General features: G+C 40.5%; 20 protein-coding genes. 15 read left to right on the forward strand and 5 right to left on the reverse strand.

Going from position 1 to position 22,071, the window contains the following annotated elements; all coding sequences use genetic code 11:
- Window positions 1–7: 7 nt before the first annotated feature.
- From DVR12_RS24695 to soxC, 4 genes are read left to right on the forward strand one after another with little or no spacing between them, the layout of a single operon-like run.
- Window positions 8–1,315: a DoxX family protein gene (locus tag DVR12_RS24695; RefSeq protein ID WP_116978487.1), complete on the forward strand. Its 1,308-nt coding sequence runs from the start codon at window positions 8–10 to the stop codon at window positions 1,313–1,315.
- 11 nt (window positions 1,316–1,326) lie between these two features.
- The gene (locus DVR12_RS24700) at window positions 1,327–2,976 is read left to right on the forward strand and encodes a hypothetical protein (RefSeq protein ID WP_199417200.1); all 1,650 of its coding nucleotides are present in this window, start codon (window positions 1,327–1,329) and stop codon (window positions 2,974–2,976) included.
- Between the two features lie 4 nt (window positions 2,977–2,980).
- The gene (locus tag DVR12_RS24705; RefSeq protein ID WP_233522460.1) at window positions 2,981–3,520 is read left to right on the forward strand and encodes a c-type cytochrome; all 540 of its coding nucleotides are present in this window, start codon (window positions 2,981–2,983) and stop codon (window positions 3,518–3,520) included.
- A gap of 5 nt (window positions 3,521–3,525) precedes the next feature.
- Window positions 3,526–4,740: a sulfite dehydrogenase gene (soxC, locus tag DVR12_RS24710; RefSeq protein ID WP_116978489.1), complete on the forward strand. Its 1,215-nt coding sequence runs from the start codon at window positions 3,526–3,528 to the stop codon at window positions 4,738–4,740.
- Between the two features lie 2 nt (window positions 4,741–4,742).
- On the opposite strand, the gene DVR12_RS24715 is transcribed toward soxC, so the two are convergent.
- On the reverse strand, window positions 4,743–5,156 hold the full coding sequence (locus DVR12_RS24715; RefSeq protein WP_116978490.1) for a hypothetical protein: 414 nt from the start codon (window positions 5,154–5,156) through the stop codon (window positions 4,743–4,745).
- Between the two features lie 235 nt (window positions 5,157–5,391).
- Window positions 5,392–5,730, reverse strand: coding sequence for a KGG domain-containing protein (locus DVR12_RS24720; protein ID WP_199417201.1), 339 nt, complete (start codon window positions 5,728–5,730; stop codon window positions 5,392–5,394).
- A 259-nt stretch (window positions 5,731–5,989) separates the two neighbouring features.
- On the opposite strand from DVR12_RS24720, the gene DVR12_RS27960 reads away from it, so the two are divergent.
- The 3 genes from DVR12_RS27960 (at window position 5,990) to DVR12_RS24735 (ending at window position 7,787) form a co-directional block, all read left to right on the forward strand.
- Window positions 5,990–6,514, forward strand: coding sequence for a DUF6496 domain-containing protein (locus DVR12_RS27960; protein ID WP_233522461.1), 525 nt, complete (start codon window positions 5,990–5,992; stop codon window positions 6,512–6,514).
- Window positions 6,515–6,612: 98 nt separating this feature from the next.
- Window positions 6,613–6,867: a hypothetical protein gene (locus DVR12_RS24730; RefSeq protein ID WP_116978491.1), complete on the forward strand. Its 255-nt coding sequence runs from the start codon at window positions 6,613–6,615 to the stop codon at window positions 6,865–6,867.
- A 41-nt stretch (window positions 6,868–6,908) separates the two neighbouring features.
- Window positions 6,909–7,787 (forward strand): mechanosensitive ion channel family protein, encoded by an 879-nt coding sequence (locus tag DVR12_RS24735; RefSeq protein ID WP_116978492.1) that lies wholly within the window; start codon window positions 6,909–6,911, stop codon window positions 7,785–7,787.
- Between the two features lie 2 nt (window positions 7,788–7,789).
- Here DVR12_RS24735 and DVR12_RS24740 read toward each other — a convergent pair whose 3' ends face one another.
- Complete coding sequence (locus DVR12_RS24740) at window positions 7,790–8,920, reverse strand: histidine decarboxylase (protein WP_116978493.1); 1,131 nt, start codon at window positions 8,918–8,920, stop codon at window positions 7,790–7,792.
- Between the two features lie 166 nt (window positions 8,921–9,086).
- On the opposite strand from DVR12_RS24740, the gene DVR12_RS24745 reads away from it, so the two are divergent.
- Window positions 9,087–9,560, forward strand: a complete 474-nt coding sequence (locus DVR12_RS24745) for an Lrp/AsnC family transcriptional regulator (protein WP_116978494.1) — start codon at window positions 9,087–9,089, stop codon at window positions 9,558–9,560.
- Here DVR12_RS24745 and DVR12_RS24750 read toward each other — a convergent pair.
- Window positions 9,549–11,567 (reverse strand): ATP-binding protein, encoded by a 2,019-nt coding sequence (locus DVR12_RS24750; RefSeq protein WP_116978495.1) that lies wholly within the window; start codon window positions 11,565–11,567, stop codon window positions 9,549–9,551. The genes DVR12_RS24745 and DVR12_RS24750 overlap by 12 nt on opposite strands.
- A 196-nt stretch (window positions 11,568–11,763) precedes the next feature.
- Here DVR12_RS24750 and DVR12_RS24755 point away from each other — a divergent pair, with 196 nt between their 5' ends.
- From DVR12_RS24755 to DVR12_RS24770, 4 genes are all read left to right on the forward strand, one after another.
- The gene (locus tag DVR12_RS24755) at window positions 11,764–12,990 is read left to right on the forward strand and encodes a TCR/Tet family MFS transporter (RefSeq protein ID WP_116978496.1); all 1,227 of its coding nucleotides are present in this window, start codon (window positions 11,764–11,766) and stop codon (window positions 12,988–12,990) included.
- Window positions 12,991–13,021: 31 nt separating this feature from the next.
- Window positions 13,022–13,297, forward strand: coding sequence for a SelT/SelW/SelH family protein (locus DVR12_RS24760; protein WP_116978497.1), 276 nt, complete (start codon window positions 13,022–13,024; stop codon window positions 13,295–13,297).
- 103 nt (window positions 13,298–13,400) lie between these two features.
- Entirely contained in the window at window positions 13,401–14,561 is a 1,161-nt protein-coding gene (locus DVR12_RS24765; protein WP_158563365.1) for a BamA/TamA family outer membrane protein, read from the forward strand.
- Between the two features lie 78 nt (window positions 14,562–14,639).
- Window positions 14,640–15,671, forward strand: a complete 1,032-nt coding sequence (locus DVR12_RS24770) for an outer membrane beta-barrel protein (protein WP_116978499.1) — start codon at window positions 14,640–14,642, stop codon at window positions 15,669–15,671.
- A gap of 282 nt (window positions 15,672–15,953) precedes the next feature.
- On the opposite strand, the gene DVR12_RS24775 is transcribed toward DVR12_RS24770, so the two are convergent.
- Window positions 15,954–16,904: an aldo/keto reductase gene (locus DVR12_RS24775; protein ID WP_116978500.1), complete on the reverse strand. Its 951-nt coding sequence runs from the start codon at window positions 16,902–16,904 to the stop codon at window positions 15,954–15,956.
- A 145-nt stretch (window positions 16,905–17,049) separates the two neighbouring features.
- Here DVR12_RS24775 and DVR12_RS24780 point away from each other — a divergent pair, with 145 nt between their 5' ends.
- The 3 genes from DVR12_RS24780 to DVR12_RS24790 are packed head-to-tail and all read left to right on the forward strand — an operon-like array spanning window position 17,050 to window position 22,067.
- Entirely contained in the window at window positions 17,050–17,406 is a 357-nt protein-coding gene (locus DVR12_RS24780; protein WP_116978501.1) for a hypothetical protein, read from the forward strand.
- A 46-nt stretch (window positions 17,407–17,452) separates the two neighbouring features.
- Window positions 17,453–18,850, forward strand: a complete 1,398-nt coding sequence (locus DVR12_RS24785) for a TolC family protein (protein WP_116978502.1) — start codon at window positions 17,453–17,455, stop codon at window positions 18,848–18,850.
- Window positions 18,851–18,860: 10 nt separating this feature from the next.
- Entirely contained in the window at window positions 18,861–22,067 is a 3,207-nt protein-coding gene (locus DVR12_RS24790) for an efflux RND transporter permease subunit (protein ID WP_116978503.1), read from the forward strand.
- The last annotated feature ends 4 nt before the right edge of the window (window positions 22,068–22,071 follow it).

Raw genomic sequence — 22,071 nt, forward strand, 5'->3', positions numbered from 1 at the left:
TACAACTATGAGTAATAATCAAAAAATACTATTCAAAGTAGTATTTGTCTACTTCCTCCTGCAGGCGTTGCCACTGGATTGGAAGTTTTATCAGACTTTATTTTCAATCAATTTATTGCATCTTCAGTATGAGGATATTTTCAATCTTGCTAACTATACAACAAGATTCAGCAAGGGGCCTGCGACCTTTGAAGATTGGGGAATTCTGTTCCTGATATCCATTCTGATTGTTGGAATCTGGACATTCACAAAAAGAACTATTATTCATGATTATGATAAGGCGTTCTATTGGTTGAGAACCATTTTAAGATACCGTGTGGCATTGGCTTTGCTGACTTATGGATTCCTGAAGTTTTTTGTTTTACAATCTCCTTATCCATCTATCAGTAGTCTGAATACCCCATATGGAGAATTTAACAGGTGGAAATTGTTTTCATTAAGTCTGGGTATCGTTCCATCCTATGAATTGTTTCTGGGGTTGGTGGAAATTATTCTGGCGGGTTTGCTGATTTATAGGAAAACAGCCAGTATTGCGGCTTTTATAATCCTTGTGTATTGCGGAAACATCTTTGTTTCCAATGTTGCCTATGAAGGTGGTGAAGTTGTATATAGTTTATTGTTGATCACTTATGCGCTTGTGATTATCAGTCCGGATTTGGAAAGAATAATCAGGTTGATACTATTTCAGCAACCTGCAAAAGCTAGCACATTTAAACCGGTTTATAATCGTCGGATCCTCAGAATTGTTTTGAAAGGAGTATTTGTTCTGTTTTTTGTATTGATATATGGAGTGAAAACAGGCATCAGCGCCAAATCTGATCCTTATCAGTATCCGACGGTAAAAGGACTGAAAGACGCCGCCGGATTGTACAACGTTTCTACCTTTATCAGAAATGGAGATACATTATCATACTCCTTATCCGATACTGTCAGATGGCGGAATGTAGTGTTTGAAGAGTGGAATACAATAAGTATTCTCACCAATCTGCCTGCTCCAATTAATACAAATAATGAGCATCTGGTAACAACCAACTCACAGCAACGATTATACGAAACAGAAGGAACCAACGGCAGGCATTACTATACTTATAAGAATGATGAGGCTGAGGAAAGCCTACATTTAGTGAACCGCCTTCCTGGTCTGCAATCAGATAAGTTCACCTTACATTACTTCCGCCCCGATTCATCTACAATTATATTGAATGGAGTTTCTCCGGCGAACGATACAATTCAGGTAGTATTAACTAAACTGAACAAGGCGTATTTGCTGGAAGAAGCCAGGGGTAAAAGCAGAAACAGAAAATTAAAACTTTAAAATCTATTAAGATGTCACAAGTAATAGATGAACCAGTTATTGAAGAAAGCATACAGAACCATCAACCTACCGTAGTAGCTACAAAAGGTAATCTCCCTGTATGGAAGAACTGGCAATTAATTTTATTTAGAATAGGCTTTATCTTTTTTATTGCTATTTCTATTCCTAATTCCGTTGCATGGTACCAGCAATTGGCCCAATTGAATTGGTTAAAGCTAAATTACCGCGACTTGTATGATATAGCGAGATTTGGCTCAGGAATTAACTTTCTTGGGAATACAATCTTTGGCAGCAGTCTGTTGGGATATGCCAACTGGATTACTACAGCTTTGATAGCAGTAGCAGGGGCCGCTATCTGGACACTCATCGTTAAAGTCAGGAAATTACCACGTAACGAATATTATAGTGCCTGGTATTGGTTACGCGTAGTGGTAAGATACAGAGCTGGTATAGGAATTATTGGTTTTGGATTTACAAAACTTCTTCCGGTGCAAATGCCATATCCTTCATTTGGAATCTTAAATACCAACTTTGGAGATCTTACCGCCCAGAAACTTTATTGGCTATCTATTGGCATTGTGCCCTGGTACCAGGTTTTTGCCGGTGTAGTAGAAGTGGCAGCTGGTACTTTACTCTTCTTCCGTAAAACCACAACATTAGGCTCAATTTTGCTTTTGGGTGCATTGGGCGATATTGTATATGTCAATTTTGCCTACGATGGGGGTGTGCATGTTTACAGCAGCTATTTTGTATTGCTGGCAGCGCTTCTGCTGGTTAATGATATTCCTAAAGTCTGGAAATTATTGGTACAGGAGAAAGATGTTGTACCGGTTAATTACTATCCTGATTTGTCTAACAGCTGGATTAAATATTTACGTGTTTCACTCAAATCATTTACCATATTCTTATTTCTGGGAGTACTGTTTTATCTACAATTGATCAACTTCCTGTATGATCCGTATAAACAGCCATCAGTAGCCGGAGTAAAAGAATTGAGAGGAAATTATGCAGTTACAACCTTTAAGCTAAACGGAGAGGTTATTCCCTACAATCCTACGGATTCTGTAAGATGGCAGGAAGTAACCTTTGAAAACTGGTCTACACTGACCTTTAGAGTGAATAAGCCTCACTCACTCGATTTATCTAATGGAGGAGGAGATCCGCAAAGAGATGTAAACCGGACCTTTGAAATTACCGGCTTGGCAGGAGGGCAAAGAGCCTTTCATTACTATGCAGATGAGGTAAATAAGGTGCTTTATCTGGAAGATAAATATAAACCGGTACCGGATCGCAGAAACCGTACCGCCGGGGTAGGCGGAGATGGAGGAGCTCCGGTAGATGAAGTTGCAGAACAAGCTGCTGCAAAGGAAACAGCTAAGGAGAAGAAAGACTGGATCCCTGCTGAAGCCAGGAAGAATATTGGCGATGAAGAATATAAAATCGATCCAAAAGCCTATTCTGCAAGGAGAGCCAGAGAATTTGCCAAAGCTCCGAAAGGTGAGATCAGAAAGCGGTTTGTTGTAAAATATGAAACACTTGATGGGTCACATATAATTCTGACGGGTGAAGATGAAAATAAGAATAGTCTGTATGTAGAACTGGCCAGAATAGAGAAACCGTATGCGCTTTCTCCCAGTGCTTTACAAGCCGGAAAATATTAGTGTAATGTTGCGTAGTATCTCTATTATTGGAATGCTGTTTTTATTGGTTGCCTGTAAAGGAAATAACGAAAAGTTTCCGGAGCGATATGGGTTTGGCCGGTTAGCTTCACAAGCTGAAATAGACTCTCAAAACATTTCAATCAGGCCCGATGGCCATGGATTACCAGCTGGTAGTGGCATTGCCGCTACCGGCAAAGTAATTTATCTGGCCAAATGCGCCATGTGTCATGGTCCTACTGGTACTGAACCAACAGCAAACAGACTGGTAGCTCCTTTTGGAGATACAACCAAATCAAAAACCATAGGGAATTACTGGCCTTATGCTACAACCATTTTTGATTATATCAGAAGAGCCATGCCATTCAATGCTCCTGGCTCATTAACAAATGAAGAGGTGTATCATCTCACAGCATTTTTACTCTGCAGTAATCACATTATTGATAGTACAAAGATTATTAACCAGGTTACCTTACCTGAAATAGTAATGCCAGCAAAGCATTTATATGTAGATGACGATAGAAAAGGAGGCAATGAAGTAAAATAACGTATATGGATCAGGAAAAGAAACTTCCAAGAAGGGCTATGATAAAGGCAGCTGCTATTTCAGCAACTGCTGCTTTTGTAGGAAAAGTAAATCTTCCGGCTACAGAACAGCCAACCAACGACGATCCCACTAAAATTCAGGGAACTCCGCCCGGTAAAGTTGGAACCCGCTCGCCATTTGAACAACCATCAAAGAAGGCTTCCGATATTTCAGGAAGAACGCCGTTACAGGATTTGTATGGAATTATTACCCCTTCTGATCTCCATTTTGAAAGAAGTCATGCAGGCGTTCCGGCTATAAATCCCGACAAATATGAGTTATTGATTCACGGAATGGTTGAACGTCCAATGATTTTTAAACTTAAGGATTTAAAGCGTTTTCCGGCTATTAGCCGGATTGCATTTATTGAATGTTCGGGCAATTTCAGATCCGGTAAAGAAACGATGACACCACAGGAAATCTGTGGTTTAACGAGTCAGAGTGAATGGACAGGAGTAATGCTATCTACCCTGTTTCGCGAAGTAGGAGTTAGCCCAAAAGCAACCTGGTTTTTGGCAGAAGGTAGCGATGCTGCTGTGATGACCAGAAGTATTCCGGTTGAGAAAGGATGGAAGGATGCCATGATTGCATATGGGCAAAATGGGGAGGCTATCAGGCCTGAACAGGGGTATCCGGCGCGTTTGTTTCTGCCAGGTTGGGAAGGAAATATGAACGTAAAATGGATCCGCAGAATTGAACTTTCTGATCAGCCATTTATGACCCGTGAAGAAACTTCAAAATATACAGAAACGATTAAGGATCACAAGATCAGGCAATTTAGTTTTGATATGGATGCCCGTAGCATTATTACCTATCCGAGTTATCCTCAGGAGGTAGAAAAGGGCTGGATAGAGATAAGGGGTATTGCCTGGAGTGGAAGAGGGAAAATTGAAAGAGTGGAGATATCTACAGATGGAGGAAAGCATTGGCAATATGCAAGATTGCAGGAGCCGGTTTTGGACAAAGCCCATACTTATTTTCGTTATTTATGGCATTGGGATGGCAGCCCCACGGAAATCATGAGCAGGGCAGTAGACGATACGGGTTATTATCAGCCATTTTTGAAACAGCTGATAGATGCAAGGGGTGCCGAGATGGGAGGATACCATTTAAACCCCGTTACCTCCTGGCTTATAGAAAGAGGAGGTAGAGTATTGTTTAAACCTGAAAAATGGAAATAAAGCTATTCAAAGAGGGTTAACTCGTCTCTTGTCAGGGCATGAAAAAGATTTTGCAACTGATGAACATGAACTATAGGTCTTCCATATGGTACTAATCCATTCTGAGCATCTGCCATCGGCTGAAATGTATCATTGGAAAATCGAATATGCACACTATGTAAGCGATTGTATTTGAGGGAATAAACGCTTTCATCTTCACCGTATTCTTTTTCGCCTTTAATAAATCCGAATCTTCTGAGCAGGAATAAATCCAATACAACGGGGTTAGTTTTCTCAAGGGGTAATTTGCTTAATGGTAAACCAGAATTATATACGTAGCCATCAAGAATTCCTTCTACTATAAACGCTGTTTCTTCCATGTTGTAGTCGAAATACGACACATAATTGCCTATCCTTATATCAGATTCCAGGATCATTTGTTTTTTCTTTGATCATGCAAAGATAGGGGTAGGAGAAGGCATTTTCAACATTATTGAAGGGAAGAAAATGGGAAGAATAAATGGGTTAGCAAAAGAAGGGGTATCAAGCAATTGGTTTACGTATTTTATTTTTGGACGATTGGAACTTTTAATCTGTTTCCTGATATTAATAAAGAGTCTTTAATAAAAATCAGGCTTTAGTTTAGATGTTCCAACGTCCAAAAATAATGAGTTATAGTTGACCATTACTTTCAACGGGGTTAGAAGTACTAGCCATAGCATTTTTCTTTTTGCCTCGGTTAGTACCGCCTTTCCTTCCGATTGCAGCCATATGTTCACGATTTCTGCTAACAGCTATACCACCTTTTCTACCAGCAGCACGTGCTTCTTCAGATGTGAATTTGTGGGCAACACCTTGTTGATGCGCTGCTCTACCACCTTCTCTTGAAATTGCACGCTGTTGTTCTGGATCCATAGAGGCAAATCCACGTTTACTGTGCTTTTTCGGTTCAGTACTTTTGTCGTGCATGTCGGCAACAGTAGATGCCTGATTAAATCTCATGTCTTCCATAATACTAGTTTTAAATAGTGATAATAGTTAAACACTAGCTATACTGCAAACAAGTAACATGCCACCGCAGATTTTGCTCCTGAACAATATAATATAGATGGTGGATGGTTAACCAACAGGGCAATTCATTCCACACTCCATAGAAAATTCCACACACTATGCCGCAATTTTTATTAAAGAAGTGCCGGATTTTCAATGGCTTGTAATTTGTTTTGTCATGTATTGTTATTCTTTTTTTAACCCATCTAAATTTTTTGTCATGGCAAATTATTCAAAAGCCGCACAAAGAAAAGTAGAAAAAGTAATGCGCGAAATGAATGCAGGTAAATTGAAAAGTGGTAGAAGTGGTAAGAAAGTCACTAGCCGTAAACAAGCGGTTGCAATTGGTCTTTCCGAAGCTAGAGCGGAAGGGGATAAGGTTCCGAAAAAAACATCCACCAGAAAATCTACAGTAAAAAGCAGCACCACCAGAATGGCTACAGCAAAAAAATCCCCGGCGAAAAAAGCAAGTGCCCCAAAGAAAACTACTGTTCCTAAAGCCCTTGCTAAAAAATCTACAACTAAAAAAGCTACTGCCAAAAAAGCAACAGCTAAAAGATCCAACACTGCTATAGCAGCCAGAAAAAAAGCAGCTGCTAAAAAATCCCCTGCAAAATCAACTACCAGGAAAGTTACTGCCAAAAAATCCAGTAGTCCTAAAATGACTACCAGAAAGGCTGCAACCAGAAAACCTGCGGCCCGGAAAAAAACTACCGCCCGTAGAAGAATGGCTGCAATGGCATGACACTAAACTGGTAGAACTTACGGGTTACGAATAATGGTTCCTGGTTTATACTCCCCAAAAAACTACTTGTTCGTAATCCGTAATTCAATTCGCTGTTTATGGAAACGCACAGCATTACAGTGATCATTGATGGGAAACCATATGGTTTGATCATTACAATAGATAAAATAGCCCTGGAAACCGCCTTCCAAGTAGTTCCTGACGTGAGAGAATATGTGCTGGAAGAATACCAACCCCACACCACCTCCTTTACTGCCGATCATAAAGATACGCTCGAAGGAGCCATCAGAATTGTGGAAGCAGAACAAATTGCTCGTATCATCTGGGAAGATATCCTCAATAAAATGAAATAAAAGTAAGTACCTTCGCAGCAAAGCGACTGTGTTTATTTGTTATGATGGTAACCGAAAAAACCTATAAAAATACCAATAGAAAAGAACGGATTTTCTTTCTGATTAAACTACTGATTTACCTATCTGTTGTGTATTTTAACCTGGAACACCCCGCCGGTTATGATAAATTTGTATGGCTATTCAAACTAACAAATGCCCTTTCCTTTTTCCTCGGTGCTAACCTCGTTATCTCTCTGGCCTGGTTGCTCATCCTCTCCTGGTACACCAGACGACATAAAACCAAACCAATCGAAAAAGATAATTTTGTATTAGGAATAAACCGGATTTCCTCTGTTTTAAATACAATTTTTTTACTTCTTGCAATTACCTTTTTCTTCGGCGTAAACCCACTGCAATTTGTAACCAGTATTACCATCGTTGCTGCTGCTATCGCATTATTAACCAAAGACTATATCACCAGTATCATCAATGGTCTTATTATCATGTTTTCTGATCAGCTCTCCCTGGGTGATCATATCAGAATTGGTGATAATAAAGGTAAAATCATGGATATTACCCTTACTAATCTTGTGTTACAGAATGAAGATGACGAAATAGTGATTATTCCTAACTCAGTAGTCTTTTCTACAATAGTTGTGAATCAATCCAAACAAAATATCAGAAAACTTAGTCTCGAATTCGAATTAGATCATAAACGCCCTATCACCATTAGTGGTGTAGAAGAACGCCTCAGAAATTCAATAAGCGCATTTTCCAGAAGTTATGACCTCAATAGCTTCTCTCTCAAAACAATTGAAATCAAAAAGGATTTCGTACAATTTAAAGTACAGCTGCTGATGCCACTGGCCGACAGGGAAACAGAACGGCTAATACGCCGTGCTTTAAACACAGAGATATTAGCCATTGCTGATGGAATTTAATATTATACCATTACCATTTCCTTTGTTAGAGCAGCTATAAATTCATCTATTTGCTGCTTTTCTACGCCCGGCATGCAAATAATATGGGAAATCCCATTTTCAACTGCCAGCTGAAAACGTTGACAAATCTTAGCTGATGGTGCCGGAAATACCACTGTTATTGCATTGGTATTTCTCCAGGCCGCAATTCCAATCTCATTTAATCTTGCTTCTGCATAAGCGGCGGTTTCAAGGCTCTTTTCAGCTCTTGCTCTCAGTCCGTTAATTCCCATCTTTTTTAATGCATACCAGAGAAATAACGGGCTATGCCCATTTCTGGAACCCGTAATGGTGGTGTCTAATGTTCCAATATAGGCCACAGACCTTGCTATCCTGTCTCTATGCGATTTTTTTGCTATTACAACTCCGCAGGGAATAGGGCTACCTATGAATTTATGCCCGCTAATGGCTATACTATCGATCCCGTCTTCAAAATCAAAGGCTGGTCTGGGCGTGATAAAGGCGCTGTAACTACCCGATAAGGCCCCATCTGCATGAATATAATGATGTCTTATCGCCAGTTTTTTGAGGATATTTTTAATCTGATAAACGTCATCCCTGGCTTCTGTCATGGTAGTACCAATATTAGCAAGCACAATAACAGGTAAATGCCTGTTAAGTCGTATTGCAGCCTCAAGATCCTCATAGTCAATTTCACCACCGGGCTGACTTTTAATTATAATACCAGGCAGATTTAACAGATGAATATTCTTCTGTACACTATAGTGGGTGGATTCAGAATAATATACCATGCCTTTAGGGTAAATTTCTCTGGCAAGGTATAGTCCGTATAAATTACCTTCTGATCCTCCATTGGTTACATAACCCCACCAATCGTCGGTTTGTGCCCTGAATAATTCTGCAAAGAATTTGACCACATATTTCTCCATCTCTCTGGAACCAACGGCGTAAGTAGAAGATATAAAAGGATCTCCCAGATTATTAAGTGGGTATTGAAGGAATGGTTGTAATGGGCTATAATCGAAATCTTTGGAAACTGGATAACCTAAAAAGGAATGGGTACGTTCTTCTATATTGGCTAATAAAGCAAGCATCTCTGCACTATCTTCAGCAGATATCAGATTTTCATTCATAATCGTTGTTTACAGGTGTATGACACTGCTAAATTACGGTTTAATAAATGAACTTAACTTGCATTTGGGATTTGGTAGAAAAAATATACTATTTTTGTTCGAATAGTAGTTTAATTGAACTTTTTTATATTGATAGATGATTTTTATTTAGATAAATCTTACTGATATGGATACATTAGATGCGATAGATATGAAGATTTTACAGGCCTTACAGGAAGATGCCAGGCTAAATACAAAAGAAATTGCCCACCGGATCGGGCTTTCAGTTACCCCTACCTACGAAAGGTTAAAAAAAATTGAAAGAACCGGGGTAATTAAAAATTATGTCACTTTACTGGATGGTGAAAAAATTGGCAAAACCCTGACAGTTTTCTGTAGCGTAACTTTACAATTACATTCGCAACGCCTGATCAAGCAATTCGAAACCGCTATTAAGAAAATGGAGGAAGTGATGGAATGTTACCACCTTGCAGGCACTTATGATTATATGTTAAAAATAGTGGTAGACGATATGAGAAGTTATCAATTCTTCCTGACAAATAAACTGGCTGCCGTTGAAAATATTGCACAGGTACATAGCTCCTTTGTGATGACACCCGTGAAACAAACAACTGCATTTCAACTTAAACTACCTTCTTAAAATATGTACGCCGGTAATAGGATGATCCTGTACAATCATTGTTGAATAGGTGCGCGGTCCATGTTCCGGTTCCTCCGCCCTGGGAATGGTAAAGGAGAAGCTGCTTCCCGCACCCGGATAGCTTTCGAACCAAATTTGACCATGATTACGCTCAATGAAATCCTTGGATAGATTTAGGCCAAGTCCGCAACCTTTTTCATTCTGTGTACCGGTAGTTGAATAATAGATATTGGAGAAAATACGATGCTGATTCTCAACTGGAATTCCCATTCCATTATCCTTGACAGTCACTTCCACTCTGTATTTCTGAACCTGGGCACTGATACTTACTTCTCCTCCTGAAGGGGTAAATTTAATAGCATTATTGATCAGGTTTCTTAATACCAGTTTTATCATATCAGGATCGGCATACACCATAATGCTTTGTTCGAGATGATGGGAGAGGACTACATCTTTCTGCTTGGCAAGTGTCTGTAATAATTCAAACTCCTTATTTAATAAGATAGTAAGATCGAAATCATCAGGTTTTACTCCAATGCCCTTCATCTGATTACTGGCCCATTGCAACATATTATCCATCATGTAAGCAGTATTCTTTACATCCCTCCAGAGCTCATCTGTATACTTACTGAATTGTTGCTGGTCAATTTTCTCATCTTTTAATAAGAATAACAACCCTTCCAAAATGGCTAACGGACTTCTAAGATCGTGTGAGATTACACTGAATATTTTATCTTTTACCTGGTTTAGATTTTCAAGCGTAGTGTTCTGCTCCAGGATGATTTGATTTTGGGAAGAAACCTCCCTGGTCTTATTATTCAGTTCCTGGTAGAGGTCCTGTTGTTTTTTATACAGCCTGTATACCATTACTGTAATCAGCAATAAGGCAAGAAACAGGGCAACGGCAGACATAACCAGCACTTTTTGTTGCTGAATCGTAGCCAGATGCATATGCTGTTCTTTTTTCAGCATAATGTTTTCCCTTTGCTTTTTCTCAGCTTCATATTTTTCCTGGCTTCTCGAAATCTGTTTTCCTTTTTCTGCGTTGAAATAATCGAAGCTTCGGTTACTATATGCTTTATAATTTTCAAAAGCAGCTGCGTAATCCTTTTTGGCCGAATCTAATTCATACTTTACCTTATAATAGATCATTTCATTTTTGGCATTCTTTAACATAGCATTACTGCTATCTGCCAGCCCCAGATTCCTGGCAGCATCCTTAAGATTGCCATGCATGATCTGTACTTCAGCCAGGTTCATACTGGCTTTAGCAATACCCGGGAGATTCTGGGATTCTTTATAATAATCCAGTGATAAGGTGTGAAAATGTAATGCTTCTGCCATTCGCTCCTGCATCATAGCAATCATACCCATATTTTCGTAGGTATAGGCAAGGCTTTTATGATCCTGTAGTTCTAATTTAATTTTCTCAGCTTTTTCCAGGAAAAGCATGGCCGAATCCAGCAATCCCAGGGCAATATAAGCTGATCCAATATTGTTAAGGGTTCTACCGATTTCACCGTGCTCGTTCCGTTTTTGACGGATATTTAAAGCAGTGCGTAAATAAGGTAAGGCTTCACGCGGACTATTCAGTTCTGTATAAATATTCCCGATATCATTATTTAGGACACCAATCAAAAGATCGTCGAAATTGGATTCTGCAATCCTCAGGGCCGTTAGAGTAAGTTGCATTTGCTGATCCAGGTTTCCTCTGGAGTTTTCGGTGAGTGCAAGATTTCTCAGCGCCCAGATTTTTCCTGCAGTATACTGCAGGCTATCGCTGAGGTGTAAGGCTTCTCTTCCAAAAGCACTGGCTTTCGCCGGATTTTTAGTAAAGTAGTTCCGCGACAGTTGATTCAATACGTTTATCCTGGAGGTATCCCGATCGAGCCTGACAAGTGATAATTCTAATGAATCATTAACTGATTGCTGTGCTTTCGCCGGTAAAAGCAAAAGAAAGAAGAGAGGGATAAAGAGACAAATCTTCAGAGGACTGGCAAGCAGCATAGTTGATTAGATGTTGGCTGAGAAAAGAGTGAAGCTATGGGGCTGATTCACCCTAATACCCGTTAAAAATAAAGATAATAAAGGACGATTCAAAACCAAAGCGGCAAAAAAGTAGGCAAAAGCACTCATTTTATCGGTGTATGTTATTATAAATCATGAATTAGGATCGTATCTTTCGCAAAATTATTTTTTTCTTATGATAGTCAAAAGAGAGGCAGCTCTGGGATTTATTTTCGTAACCCTGCTTATTGATATTATCGGTTTTGGCATAATTATACCCGTTATGCCTAAGCTGATAGAGCAATTAACAGGTAAGGGCTTAAGTGAAGCATCACAATATGCAGGCTGGTTAATGGCCGCATATGCCATTACTCAATTTATCATGTCTCCTATAATTGGAGGATTAAGCGACCGGTATGGCCGTCGTCCGGTGTTACTTTGTTCCCTTTTAGGATTTTGCCTTGATTACATTTTCCTGGCTTTTGCTCCTAATATCGAACTATTGTTTGTTGGCCGCGTAATTGCCGGTATTACGGGGGCAAGCATTAGTACTGCTACTGCATACATTGCAGATATCAGCACTCCTGAAAAGAGGGCTCAGAATTTTGGGCTTATCGGAGTGGCTTTTGGATTAGGGTTTATTATTGGACCGGGCCTGGGAGGCTGGTTAAGCGATTGGGGGGTACGTGCACCATTTATTGGAGCTGCTGTGCTCACTTTCCTAAACTTTCTTTATGGCTTTTTCATGTTGCCGGAGTCACTTTTACCAGAAAACCGCAGAGCTTTCAATTGGAAACGAGCCAATCCAATTGGTTCCCTGATGCATTTACGCCGCTACCCGGTAATCTCAGGATTGGTTATTGCCCTGGTAATGATCTATATCGCTGGCCATGCCGTTCAGTCGACCTGGAACTTCTACACTATGGAGAAATTTGGGTGGACAGAAAAACAGGTAGGGAACTCCTTAATGTTTGTTGGGGTGATGGTAGCAGCAGTACAGGGAGGTTTAATCCGGGTTATTATCCCTAAAATAGGGCAGAACAAGTCGGTGGTTTATGGACTAATATTATATACTATCGGCTATGTTATGTTTGCGTTTGCAAGTCAGGGTTGGATGATGTATGTATTTTTAATACCTTATTGTGTGGGTGGAATCTGCGGCCCGGCACTTCAGGGTATCATGAGTTCTCAGGTTCCGCCTACCGAACAGGGGGAATTACAGGGTGCTTTAACCAGCTTAATGAGCCTTACCATGATTATAGGACCTTTGTTTATGACCAATATTTTTGCATTGTTTACAAGAACAGGGGCTACTGTTAAATTTGCAGGTGCACCATTTATTGCCGGAAGTGTATTATTACTGATTGGAGTATTCATTGCAATTGTATCTTTGTCGGGGCGCCGGTTAGCCACAGCAAAATAGACTGTTGATTTAATATCTTCAATATATACCGATGAAACCTGTAATCACTATAGAATATTGCCCGAAGTGTGGATGGCTGCTCAGGGCAGCCTACATGGCACAGGAGCTACTAACTACCTTTTCCGCAGAATTAGGTGGGGTAACCTTACAACCTAGTGAAACCAGCGGAACGTATATTATGCGTTTAGACGATGAGGTGATATATGACCGGAGGGAATCCGGACACTTCCCGGAAATAAAAGCCTTAAAGCAATTAGTGAGAGATTTGATTTGCCCGGATAAAAGTCTTGGGCATTCCGACAGGTAAGTATATACGAATTACGAACGTCAGAACCAGTAAATTATTTTACCTGATATTCGTAATTCGTATTTCTTTACATTTGCACCCTATGTATAAAAACCTCCATATCATGGCTTTACTCCTGATCCTGGGAGTAGGAGCCAAAGCTCAGTTTATTGTTCGGGATACATCTACTGCTCCTTCTTCATTAAGCGATACAGCGTGGTTGCGTAAACGTAGTTTTTTTCCATTACCGGTTCTTGGTTACTCCCAGGAAAAAGGGCTGGAAATTGGATTAGCTATGCTTTATTCATTTTATACAGATAATAAAAACCCCGACAGGCTAACCCGTAATTCAACCTTAAGCCTTATTCCGGCTATTACTACAGAGCATCAGTTTAAAGTAGATCTCAAATCTAATATCTGGACCCAGGGCAACAAATGGCATATTAAAAGTAACCTTCGATATCATAATTTTCCTTTGTACTTCTTCGGTATTGGCGATACTACGCACTATGCCGATCGTTCCCTGCTCAATAATACCCGTTACAAAGTACAGGTGGAAGGGGAACGCCTGGTAGGAGGAAATTTCTATGTTGGTGCTTCTGTGTTATATCAGTACGACACCTATAGTAGTAAGGACAACAAAGGAATATATAATACATTGTCGCTGGTTGATAAGGATGGTGGTTATGTTACTTTCATAGGCCTCACCGGCGTATTCGACAACCGCGATAAGGAAAATTACACTCGCAGGGGCTGGTGGTTGAAACTAAATGTTGCCTATGCACCATCTTTCCTTAGCAAACAACCCTTATTTAAGCTCGATGCGCAGGGAGCACATTTTATTCCTATTTCCCGTAAAAGTACCCTTGGCCTGAATGGTATTATACAAACCTTACAGGGAGATAACCTTCCTTTTTATTTATTGCCGGAAATGGGGAATGATAATATGATGCGAGGATACTATACCGGAAGATACAGAAATCAGAATTACATGGCAGGGCAGGCCGAATACCGCTACCTGATCGACCCGAAACTGAGAGTACATTTAGGTTTTATAGATCTGAAACCTAAGTTTGCATTAGCTGCGTTTGCCGGTACAGGTACTGTTTTCGCGAATCACGACTTTCATTTCTCTGGTTTGAAGCCTAGTGCCGGAGTTGGTGTCAGATACTTTTATGATGAAAGTTCCAGGCTTACTATACGTATAGACTATGCAGTTGGAGAGAAGCATACGAATGAGCCTCGTCAGAAAGGCTTTTATCTTTCTTTGGCAGAAGCTTTTTAATTAGTGTAAGGGTGATGGTTATGTGCTAATAATTTGTTAACTTTCAAGACATTAATCAGTACACCAAAACCATCGCATATGAAAAAGGTCTTCCTTTCTTGTGCTGTTTTGTTGCTATCCGCAACTACAATTACACTCAACGCACAGGATAATAGTGGCTCATCAACCCGCCCGCATTCCAAATTTTATCTGAAAGCAGCCGGAGGTTATTTTTTTAGCGTATCCCCAGGTCAATTTCCTAATGTTGGCCCATATCCTCCCCAGGATCTTAATACGCAATTTAACCCCTTAAATCCGACGCACCCCCTGGATACTATCTCCAGAAAAGTTCTTACAGGTTCTTATGGAGCAGGTGTCAGAGGAGGTTTATCATTCGGGTATAATATCAATAAATACCTGGCTATTGAAGGTACATTTAACTACTTCCATAGCAAGAAAAATCTGATGACCAGGCAACAAACTAAATTAGCTGGTGATACCAGAATTTTAGGCTTCGTAGAATCTCATGGTTATGTTAATGCCGTTGATTTTGCTCCTAGTCTTGTTGTAAGCCCGGGTTATGAACGAATCAACCCATATGTTCGTTTTGGTTTTGTAGTACCGCTATGGGGTAGATTATATATTGAAACTGAAGCTGCTCAAACTTCCAATCCACCTGCAGGTTTGCCGGTTCCTCCAGGATCCCAGGTTTATACCACCATTAGCCGTAAGGAAGAAGTTAAGCCTAATGTAACAATTGGCTTCCAGGGAGCATTAGGTGTTTCATTTATGGTCTCCAACAGGTTCGATATTTTTGTAGAAGCAGAATACAGAAATGTTCCTGTAAGAAGCAAATCAAAAGAGATTACCAGATATAATGAAGTAAATACACTGGTAACCAGCACAGGTACCCCAATCCAGGAATTATCCCACAGAGGGGTAAACGATCTTAGCGTAGCAGAAAAGAAAACTGATTATGTTACTACGCTCGATCAGAATTCCAACACACCAATAAACCAGCAAGGTACAGTTGTTATCTATAAGGATAATAATAAACCAGCCAATGACCTGAAATCATATATCAACATTGGCGGTCTGGGTGCAAATGCAGGAGTGAAATTCCGCCTGTAATCTAATATAAACGCAATTTATTTGTAAGGAAGAAAGGGTGTCTCAATACAGAGGCACCCTTTTAGTTTGTAAATAATTCAAGTGGATATCCGAAAGCAACTTCCAAATACCAATAATATTCTAAATAAGAGGTGTTGTTACTTTCTAACTGAACAGCCCTTCTGTAACTCAATTGTTAGCTTTCTAATCCTCCAATAGGTCTTGAGTAACCCTGAATTCTATGTGTTGTTAATAGGCACTGCAGGAGCTATACGTATTGCCACCTCAGGAGCATAATTAGTCCTAATATGCACTGGCATTATCAAGTAACTCAATAGCCTCAGCATTCAGATTCAATTGCACTCCAGCAATTAACTCTTCCAATTGCCTGGTGTTTGTAGCACTTGCAATAGGAGCAGCCACAGTCGGACGGGTTAATAACCAGGCAAGCGCTACACTACCCTGAGTAGTATTATACTGGGCCGTTACCTGATCCAGTGCATTTAAAATACGCATTCCTCTTTCATCCAGATACCCGGCAGCTTTCTGACCTCTCGCTTTACTTTTTGCTATATCTTCTTTACTCCTGTATTTCCCTGTTAGGAAACCACTGGCCAATGAATAATAAGTGATAGCGCTGATGTTATTTTGAACACAGATAGAAGCGTATTTCTCTTCATACCCTTTTCTATCATATAAATTATATTCGGGTTGAAGCGTTTCATATCTGGGATAGTGATGCGTTTCACTTGCTTTCAGGCTATCCAGAATACGTTTAGGGCTCATGTTGGAGGTACCGATAATTCTTACTTTACCCTCCTTTACCAACTGCTCATATGCCGAAAGTGTTTCTTCTACAGGGGTTGCTTCATTATCGTAATGCGTTTGATACAGATCAATATAGTCTGTTTGCAATCTTTTTAAAGAAGCTTCTGCTTCTTTAATGATATATGCTTTGGTTACATTGATGCCATCTCCCATGTCGGCACCCACTTTTGTAGCTACAACAATCTTATCGCGTTTGCCACTGGCTTTAATCCAATTACCAATGATTGTTTCTGATTCGCCACCTTTATTTCCTGGTACCCATTTGGAATAAACGTTGGCCGTATCAATAAGATCAAAACCTGCATTAACAAAATGATCTAACAATACAAACGAAGTGGCCTCATCAACAGACCATCCAAATACATTTCCACCAAAAGCAAGTGGAGCAACTGCTAACCCTGATTTTCCCAATAATCTTTTTTCCATAATTTACTTTTTATTGATTCATTAAATAGGGGATTGTACATCCTAATTTACCTACTTTATAAATGCAGAAACCAGATTAAAATTTGGTTAAAAAAATTATGACTGTTATCTTACAACCCGAGGTATTGAATATCTTTAGCTATAGATGAAATTGTTTAGGCATATACTTTTCCTGTTGGTTGTTGTATTGGTATCACCGCAATGGCGTGCCAGTAAGGATTCTGTGCCTGATCATCCTCAATTTAATCTTAAGCATCTCAACCATTTCTATTCCCACGCATGGGTTAAGCCATTACGTTATAAAGTTACCCTAACAAGATTAAAACGACGTCCTGTTGGGCTGAACGATTATTATAATCACGATCGCTGCTTAACTCCATTAACTACTAATATTCCTTATTTCATTCCTTCAGATGATAAAGTTCTGAACGGATATTATTTTAATCCTTACTTAAGCGTTCCCGTTGCCCTTCGTAGCTGGAGAGGCCCACCCACAGCCTGATTTAATATATTAATTTTTTATTTAATTTATTTTTTCTGGCGATTTTATGAACAAACATATTATCGCGGGGAAGCTGTGTTGTGCGTTGCTATGCCTTTTTATTTACACATCTTCTACCGCACAAACCGTAGCGGACAGCTTTTCGCTGCACCGGGCCATCGCGCTTACCTTAGAACATTACCCGGCTATTCAGGCTAAGCTCTCACAAGTGAAAGCCGGAGAGGCAAATCTTATAGATGTAAAACACAACTGGTACCCTTCAATGCGCTTGCATGAGCAGGTAGATGTGGGAACCGACAACAGCATCTATGGTTCCTACTTTACTATGGGAATAATCCCATCTACTTCCGGCGGTATCAGAGCTGCTAACAATAATGCTCTTATGAGCGGTAACATTGCGATGGCAGCCATGCAATGGGAGATTTACAATTTCGGTGCCTACGGTAGCCAGCAAAACGAAGCTAATAAAGCATTGCAGGTTACCAGGTCGGATCTGAGTAACCTGACCAACCAACTAACGGTAACGGTTATACAACAATATCTCGATCTTCTGCGATACAGCGCATTGCAGCAAATTGCTGCAGACAATGTACAAAGAAACGCAGCTGTTGTAAGAGCCGTAACAGCTATTGTATTGCATGGACTTAAACCAGGAGTAGATAGCGCCGTAGCAGGAGCTGAACTTTCAAAAGCAAGATTAAATCTGCTCGATATAAACAATAAATATCAGCAGGTAAGAGTGCAACTCTCTACTCTTACCGGCCTGGATACATTGGAGATCAAACCCGATACACTTAATACCGGCAGGCTAATAACCTTGTTAAAACATCAGTTGGGCGATACGGTTAGTCAGCATCCCATGCTCCAGTACTACAAGTCCATCCTCCTGCAACAACAGGCAAAAGAAATAGTTATCCGGAAATCGACCTTGCCTAAACTGAACCTGATGGCTGCAGGATGGATGAGAGGATCGAGTGGTTCGTTCAACGATATTTATGATAAGAACCTCTGGAGCGGTTTAGGATATAGCAGGTATAACTATCTCCTGGGTATGGGTATTACCTATAACCTGGTAGATCTAAAACGTACAAAGGAAAAAGTAGCAGTTCAGCAATATCAGTCTGAAACAGCTGCTAAACAACTGGAAACTGTTAAGACTAACCTTAATGGGTTGCTGCTACAATCACTGACCGACTTACGTACTTCAGAAGAAAAGCTTAAAGAACTTCCTGTGCAGTTGTCTGCAGCTCAGGCCGCGGCAAAGCAGAAAATGGCTTTGTATAAGGGGGGGCTCACAAATATCATAGATGTAACTACTGCCTTATTTGTTCTGAACCGGGCAGAAACTGATCTGATCCAGACCCGCGATGCTGCATGGAAAGCACTATTTAGTGCTGCTTACGCCAGTAATAGCATAGAACAACTTTTACCGGAATTGAACTAAACGTTTTATTATGTCTCTTGTCTCTTCAGCATTGAAAAAGCCAATAGCTGTAATAGTTATTACAGGTGGGCTTCTGCTTTTTTCAGTGCTCTCAATATTTAAAATTCCTATCGATATCTTTCCAAAGCTCAACCTCCCAACCATTTATGTAATTGAGCCCTACGGTGGAATGTCGCCTCAACAAATGGAGGGCTTTTTTGCCACCCGTTTACAGGACCAGTTTTTATATGTGAATGGAGTAAAGAATATTTCTACCAAGAATATTCAGGGGTTAACACTCTTAAAACTGACATTCTATGAAAATACAGATATGGCGGAAGCCTCAGCCCAGGTAGCTTTGCAGGTAAACAGGGCTATGAAGTTCTTCCCTCCGGGTGCTTTACCCCCACAGGTAATGCGCTTCGATGCCTCTTCTTTACCGGTTGGAGAACTGGTATTCAGTAGCCCGAATAAATCCTTGAAAGAGATCTACGATCTGGCTGCCACACGTATCAGGCCAATGTTTGCTTCCGTACCCGGACTCTCAGCTCCTCCGCCATTCGGAGCTAATTCCAGATCTGTTGTTGTGAATGTTGATCCGCAAAAGCTGCGAAGTTTTAATCTCAGTGCCGATGAAGTAGTGGAAGCCATTGCCAAAAATAATGTAATGACCCCTTCCGGTAACATTCGTATCAATAATACAATGTATGTAACTACCATCAACTCCCTGGAAAAACAGGTTGCAGATTTTGGTAATATTCCTATCGTTACAAATGGCAATAACACTGTCTTTATCCGTGATGTGGCGAAAGTGGCCGATGCTGCTGACGTAACAGTCGATTATGCATTGGTGAACGGTAAACGATCTGTATATATTCCAATCGTGAAAACTGCAGATGCCTCAACCTGGGATGTTGTAAAAACACTGAAATCGAAGATCCCGGAAATGCAAAGCCTTTTACCGGACGATGTAAATATCTCATATGAATTCGATCAGTCTGTTTTTGTAATCAATGCTGTAAAAAGCCTGATTACTGAAGGGGCTTTAGGAGCTTTACTTACCGGCCTGATGGTACTATTATTCCTACGTGATCTGCGAAGCTGCCTCGTAGTTGTTGTAACTATTCCGGTGGCTGTACTTTGTGCCGTAATGGGATTAAAGATGGCTGGTCAGACTATCAATATCATGACACTTAGTGGTCTGGCATTAGCCATTGGGATTTTAGTAGACCAGGCAACGGTAACGATTGAGAATATTCATCAGCACATGGAGATGGGAAAAAATAAACGCCGGGCAATCTATGATGCCTGTGAAGAAATTTCATTTCCGTTAATCCTGATTTTGCTTTGTATCCTGGCAGTATTTGCACCGTCCTTTATCATGAATGGGGTGCCAAAAGCGATGTTCCTGCCTTTATCGTTATCTATCGGCTTTGCGATGATAGCCTCTTTTTTTGCTGCTCAAACTTTAGTTCCGGTAATTGCAAACTGGTGGCTCAAAGATGTTAAACATGCACATGCTGGCTTAGCCCTGGATCATAATGAAGTGGTGGAGGTAAATCAACACCTGAAGCATGAACACCAGCATAATTTTAAACCATCCGGATTTGAACGCTTCAAACTATGGTTTATGGATGTTCTGGAAGGTGGAATGAAAAGGGCCAACCTGGTAGTAATAGTTTATCTGGTAATAGGACTTGGTTTAGCGGGGGGATGCTACTTCTGGATTGGAAAAGATCTGATGCCTCATGTGAATACCGGCCAGTTTCAACTACGATTGCGAATGCCTGATGGTACAAGGTTGGAAAGAACCGAAGAAGGTTTGCATCAGGTACTGAATATTGTAGATAGCACGGTAAATGGCCATGTTGCTATTTCCTCTGCATATGTTGGGTTAATTCCCAGTAGTTATGGTACCAGTAACCTGTATATTTTCAATAGTGGTACTCACGAAGCTGTTTTACAGGTAAATCTGGAAGAAGATTATAAGGTTGATATAGAAAAATTGAAGGATGCTTTGCGTAAAGCTATTCACGACAAACTTCCGGAAATGCGTATTTCTTTTGAGCCGATAGATCTGACAGAAAAAATTATGAGCCAGGGGGCCGCTACACCTATAGAAGTCAGGGTAGCCGGTAAAGATATGAAGCAGATATCGGGGTATGCCGATAAGTTGGTGAATGCACTCAGTGAAGTACCTTTTCTGAGAGATGTTCAAATTGCCCAACCTTTGCATGTTCCGGTAATTAGTATAGAAATAGATAGATTGAAATTGGCACAAATGGGATTGAATATCTATCAGGTAGCCCGTTCTGTTACTGCCTCTACGTCTTCCAGCCGGTTTACTGAGAAAAATCAATGGTTGGATGAAAAAGTAGCTTATACCTACCAGGTGCAGGTTCAGGTGCCGGAATATAATATGACAGCCATCAATGATCTGAAGGAAATTCCTTTGGTAAAGGGGCAGTCGAGGCCTGTGCTTGCCGATGTTGCCACGTTTAAACTAACGGAAATGCCGGGAGAATACGACAGGGTTGGTCCGCGTAGGTTCGTTACCGTTAGTGCAAATATTAAAGATAGGGATCTGGGTGCTGCAACAACAGCAGTGCAGGCAGCAATCAAAGACCTGGGAGATCCGCCCAAAGGTCTGATAGCTGAATTAAAAGGGGCTTCCAGCCTCCTTGTTGAGACATTGGATAGTTTGCAAAATGGATTGTTGATTGCTGTAATAGTTATCTTCCTGTTACTGGCAGCCAATTATCAATCGTTTAAACTTTCTCTGGTTGTACTTACTACTATTCCGGCAGTAATTGCCGGAGCATTGATAGCCTTATTGCTTACCGGAGCTACTTTAAACCTGCAATCCTATATGGGAATGATTATGTCGACCGGGGTTTCGGTGGCCAATGCAATCCTGATTGTAACGAATGCTGAAAAGTTGAGATTAGAATATCAGGATGCGCATAAGGCGGCAGTAGTGAGTGCGGGGATACGCCTTCGCCCAATATTAATGACAAGCCTGGCTATGATAGCGGGAATGATTCCCATGGCAAGTGGTTTAGGGGAGGCTGGCGATCAGACTGCCCCGCTGGGGAGAGCTGTAATTGGTGGCTTAATAGCATCGACCCTGGCGGCTTTGCTAATTCTTCCACAGGTATATGCTATTGTACAAAGAAAGGCAAAATATGAATCCCCGTCTTTAATGCCGTCAGATGAAAATTCAGGAGAACATAAATAGTAAG

The organism is Chitinophaga silvatica (genome assembly GCF_003419895.1).
In the GTDB taxonomy this organism is placed as follows: Bacteria; Bacteroidota; Bacteroidia; order Chitinophagales; family Chitinophagaceae; genus Chitinophaga; species Chitinophaga silvatica.

Coding starts and splice junctions, on each gene's coding strand:
- DVR12_RS24695 (WP_116978487.1), top strand. CDS start 8: ATGAGTAATAATCAAAAAATACTATTCAAAGTAGTATTTGTCTACTTC.
- DVR12_RS24700 (WP_199417200.1), top strand. CDS start 1,327: ATGTCACAAGTAATAGATGAACCAGTTATTGAAGAAAGCATACAGAAC.
- DVR12_RS24705 (WP_233522460.1), top strand. CDS start 2,981: ATGTTGCGTAGTATCTCTATTATTGGAATGCTGTTTTTATTGGTTGCC.
- soxC (WP_116978489.1), top strand. CDS start 3,526: ATGGATCAGGAAAAGAAACTTCCAAGAAGGGCTATGATAAAGGCAGCT.
- DVR12_RS24715 (WP_116978490.1), bottom strand. CDS start 5,156: ATGATCCTGGAATCTGATATAAGGATAGGCAATTATGTGTCGTATTTC.
- DVR12_RS24720 (WP_199417201.1), bottom strand. CDS start 5,730: ATGGAAGACATGAGATTTAATCAGGCATCTACTGTTGCCGACATGCAC.
- DVR12_RS27960 (WP_233522461.1), top strand. CDS start 5,990: ATGGCAAATTATTCAAAAGCCGCACAAAGAAAAGTAGAAAAAGTAATG.
- DVR12_RS24730 (WP_116978491.1), top strand. CDS start 6,613: ATGGAAACGCACAGCATTACAGTGATCATTGATGGGAAACCATATGGT.
- DVR12_RS24735 (WP_116978492.1), top strand. CDS start 6,909: ATGATGGTAACCGAAAAAACCTATAAAAATACCAATAGAAAAGAACGG.
- DVR12_RS24740 (WP_116978493.1), bottom strand. CDS start 8,920: ATGAATGAAAATCTGATATCTGCTGAAGATAGTGCAGAGATGCTTGCT.
- DVR12_RS24745 (WP_116978494.1), top strand. CDS start 9,087: ATGGATACATTAGATGCGATAGATATGAAGATTTTACAGGCCTTACAG.
- DVR12_RS24750 (WP_116978495.1), bottom strand. CDS start 11,567: ATGCTGCTTGCCAGTCCTCTGAAGATTTGTCTCTTTATCCCTCTCTTC.
- DVR12_RS24755 (WP_116978496.1), top strand. CDS start 11,764: ATGATAGTCAAAAGAGAGGCAGCTCTGGGATTTATTTTCGTAACCCTG.
- DVR12_RS24760 (WP_116978497.1), top strand. CDS start 13,022: ATGAAACCTGTAATCACTATAGAATATTGCCCGAAGTGTGGATGGCTG.
- DVR12_RS24765 (WP_158563365.1), top strand. CDS start 13,401: ATGGCTTTACTCCTGATCCTGGGAGTAGGAGCCAAAGCTCAGTTTATT.
- DVR12_RS24770 (WP_116978499.1), top strand. CDS start 14,640: ATGAAAAAGGTCTTCCTTTCTTGTGCTGTTTTGTTGCTATCCGCAACT.
- DVR12_RS24775 (WP_116978500.1), bottom strand. CDS start 16,904: ATGGAAAAAAGATTATTGGGAAAATCAGGGTTAGCAGTTGCTCCACTT.
- DVR12_RS24780 (WP_116978501.1), top strand. CDS start 17,050: ATGAAATTGTTTAGGCATATACTTTTCCTGTTGGTTGTTGTATTGGTA.
- DVR12_RS24785 (WP_116978502.1), top strand. CDS start 17,453: ATGAACAAACATATTATCGCGGGGAAGCTGTGTTGTGCGTTGCTATGC.
- DVR12_RS24790 (WP_116978503.1), top strand. CDS start 18,861: ATGTCTCTTGTCTCTTCAGCATTGAAAAAGCCAATAGCTGTAATAGTT.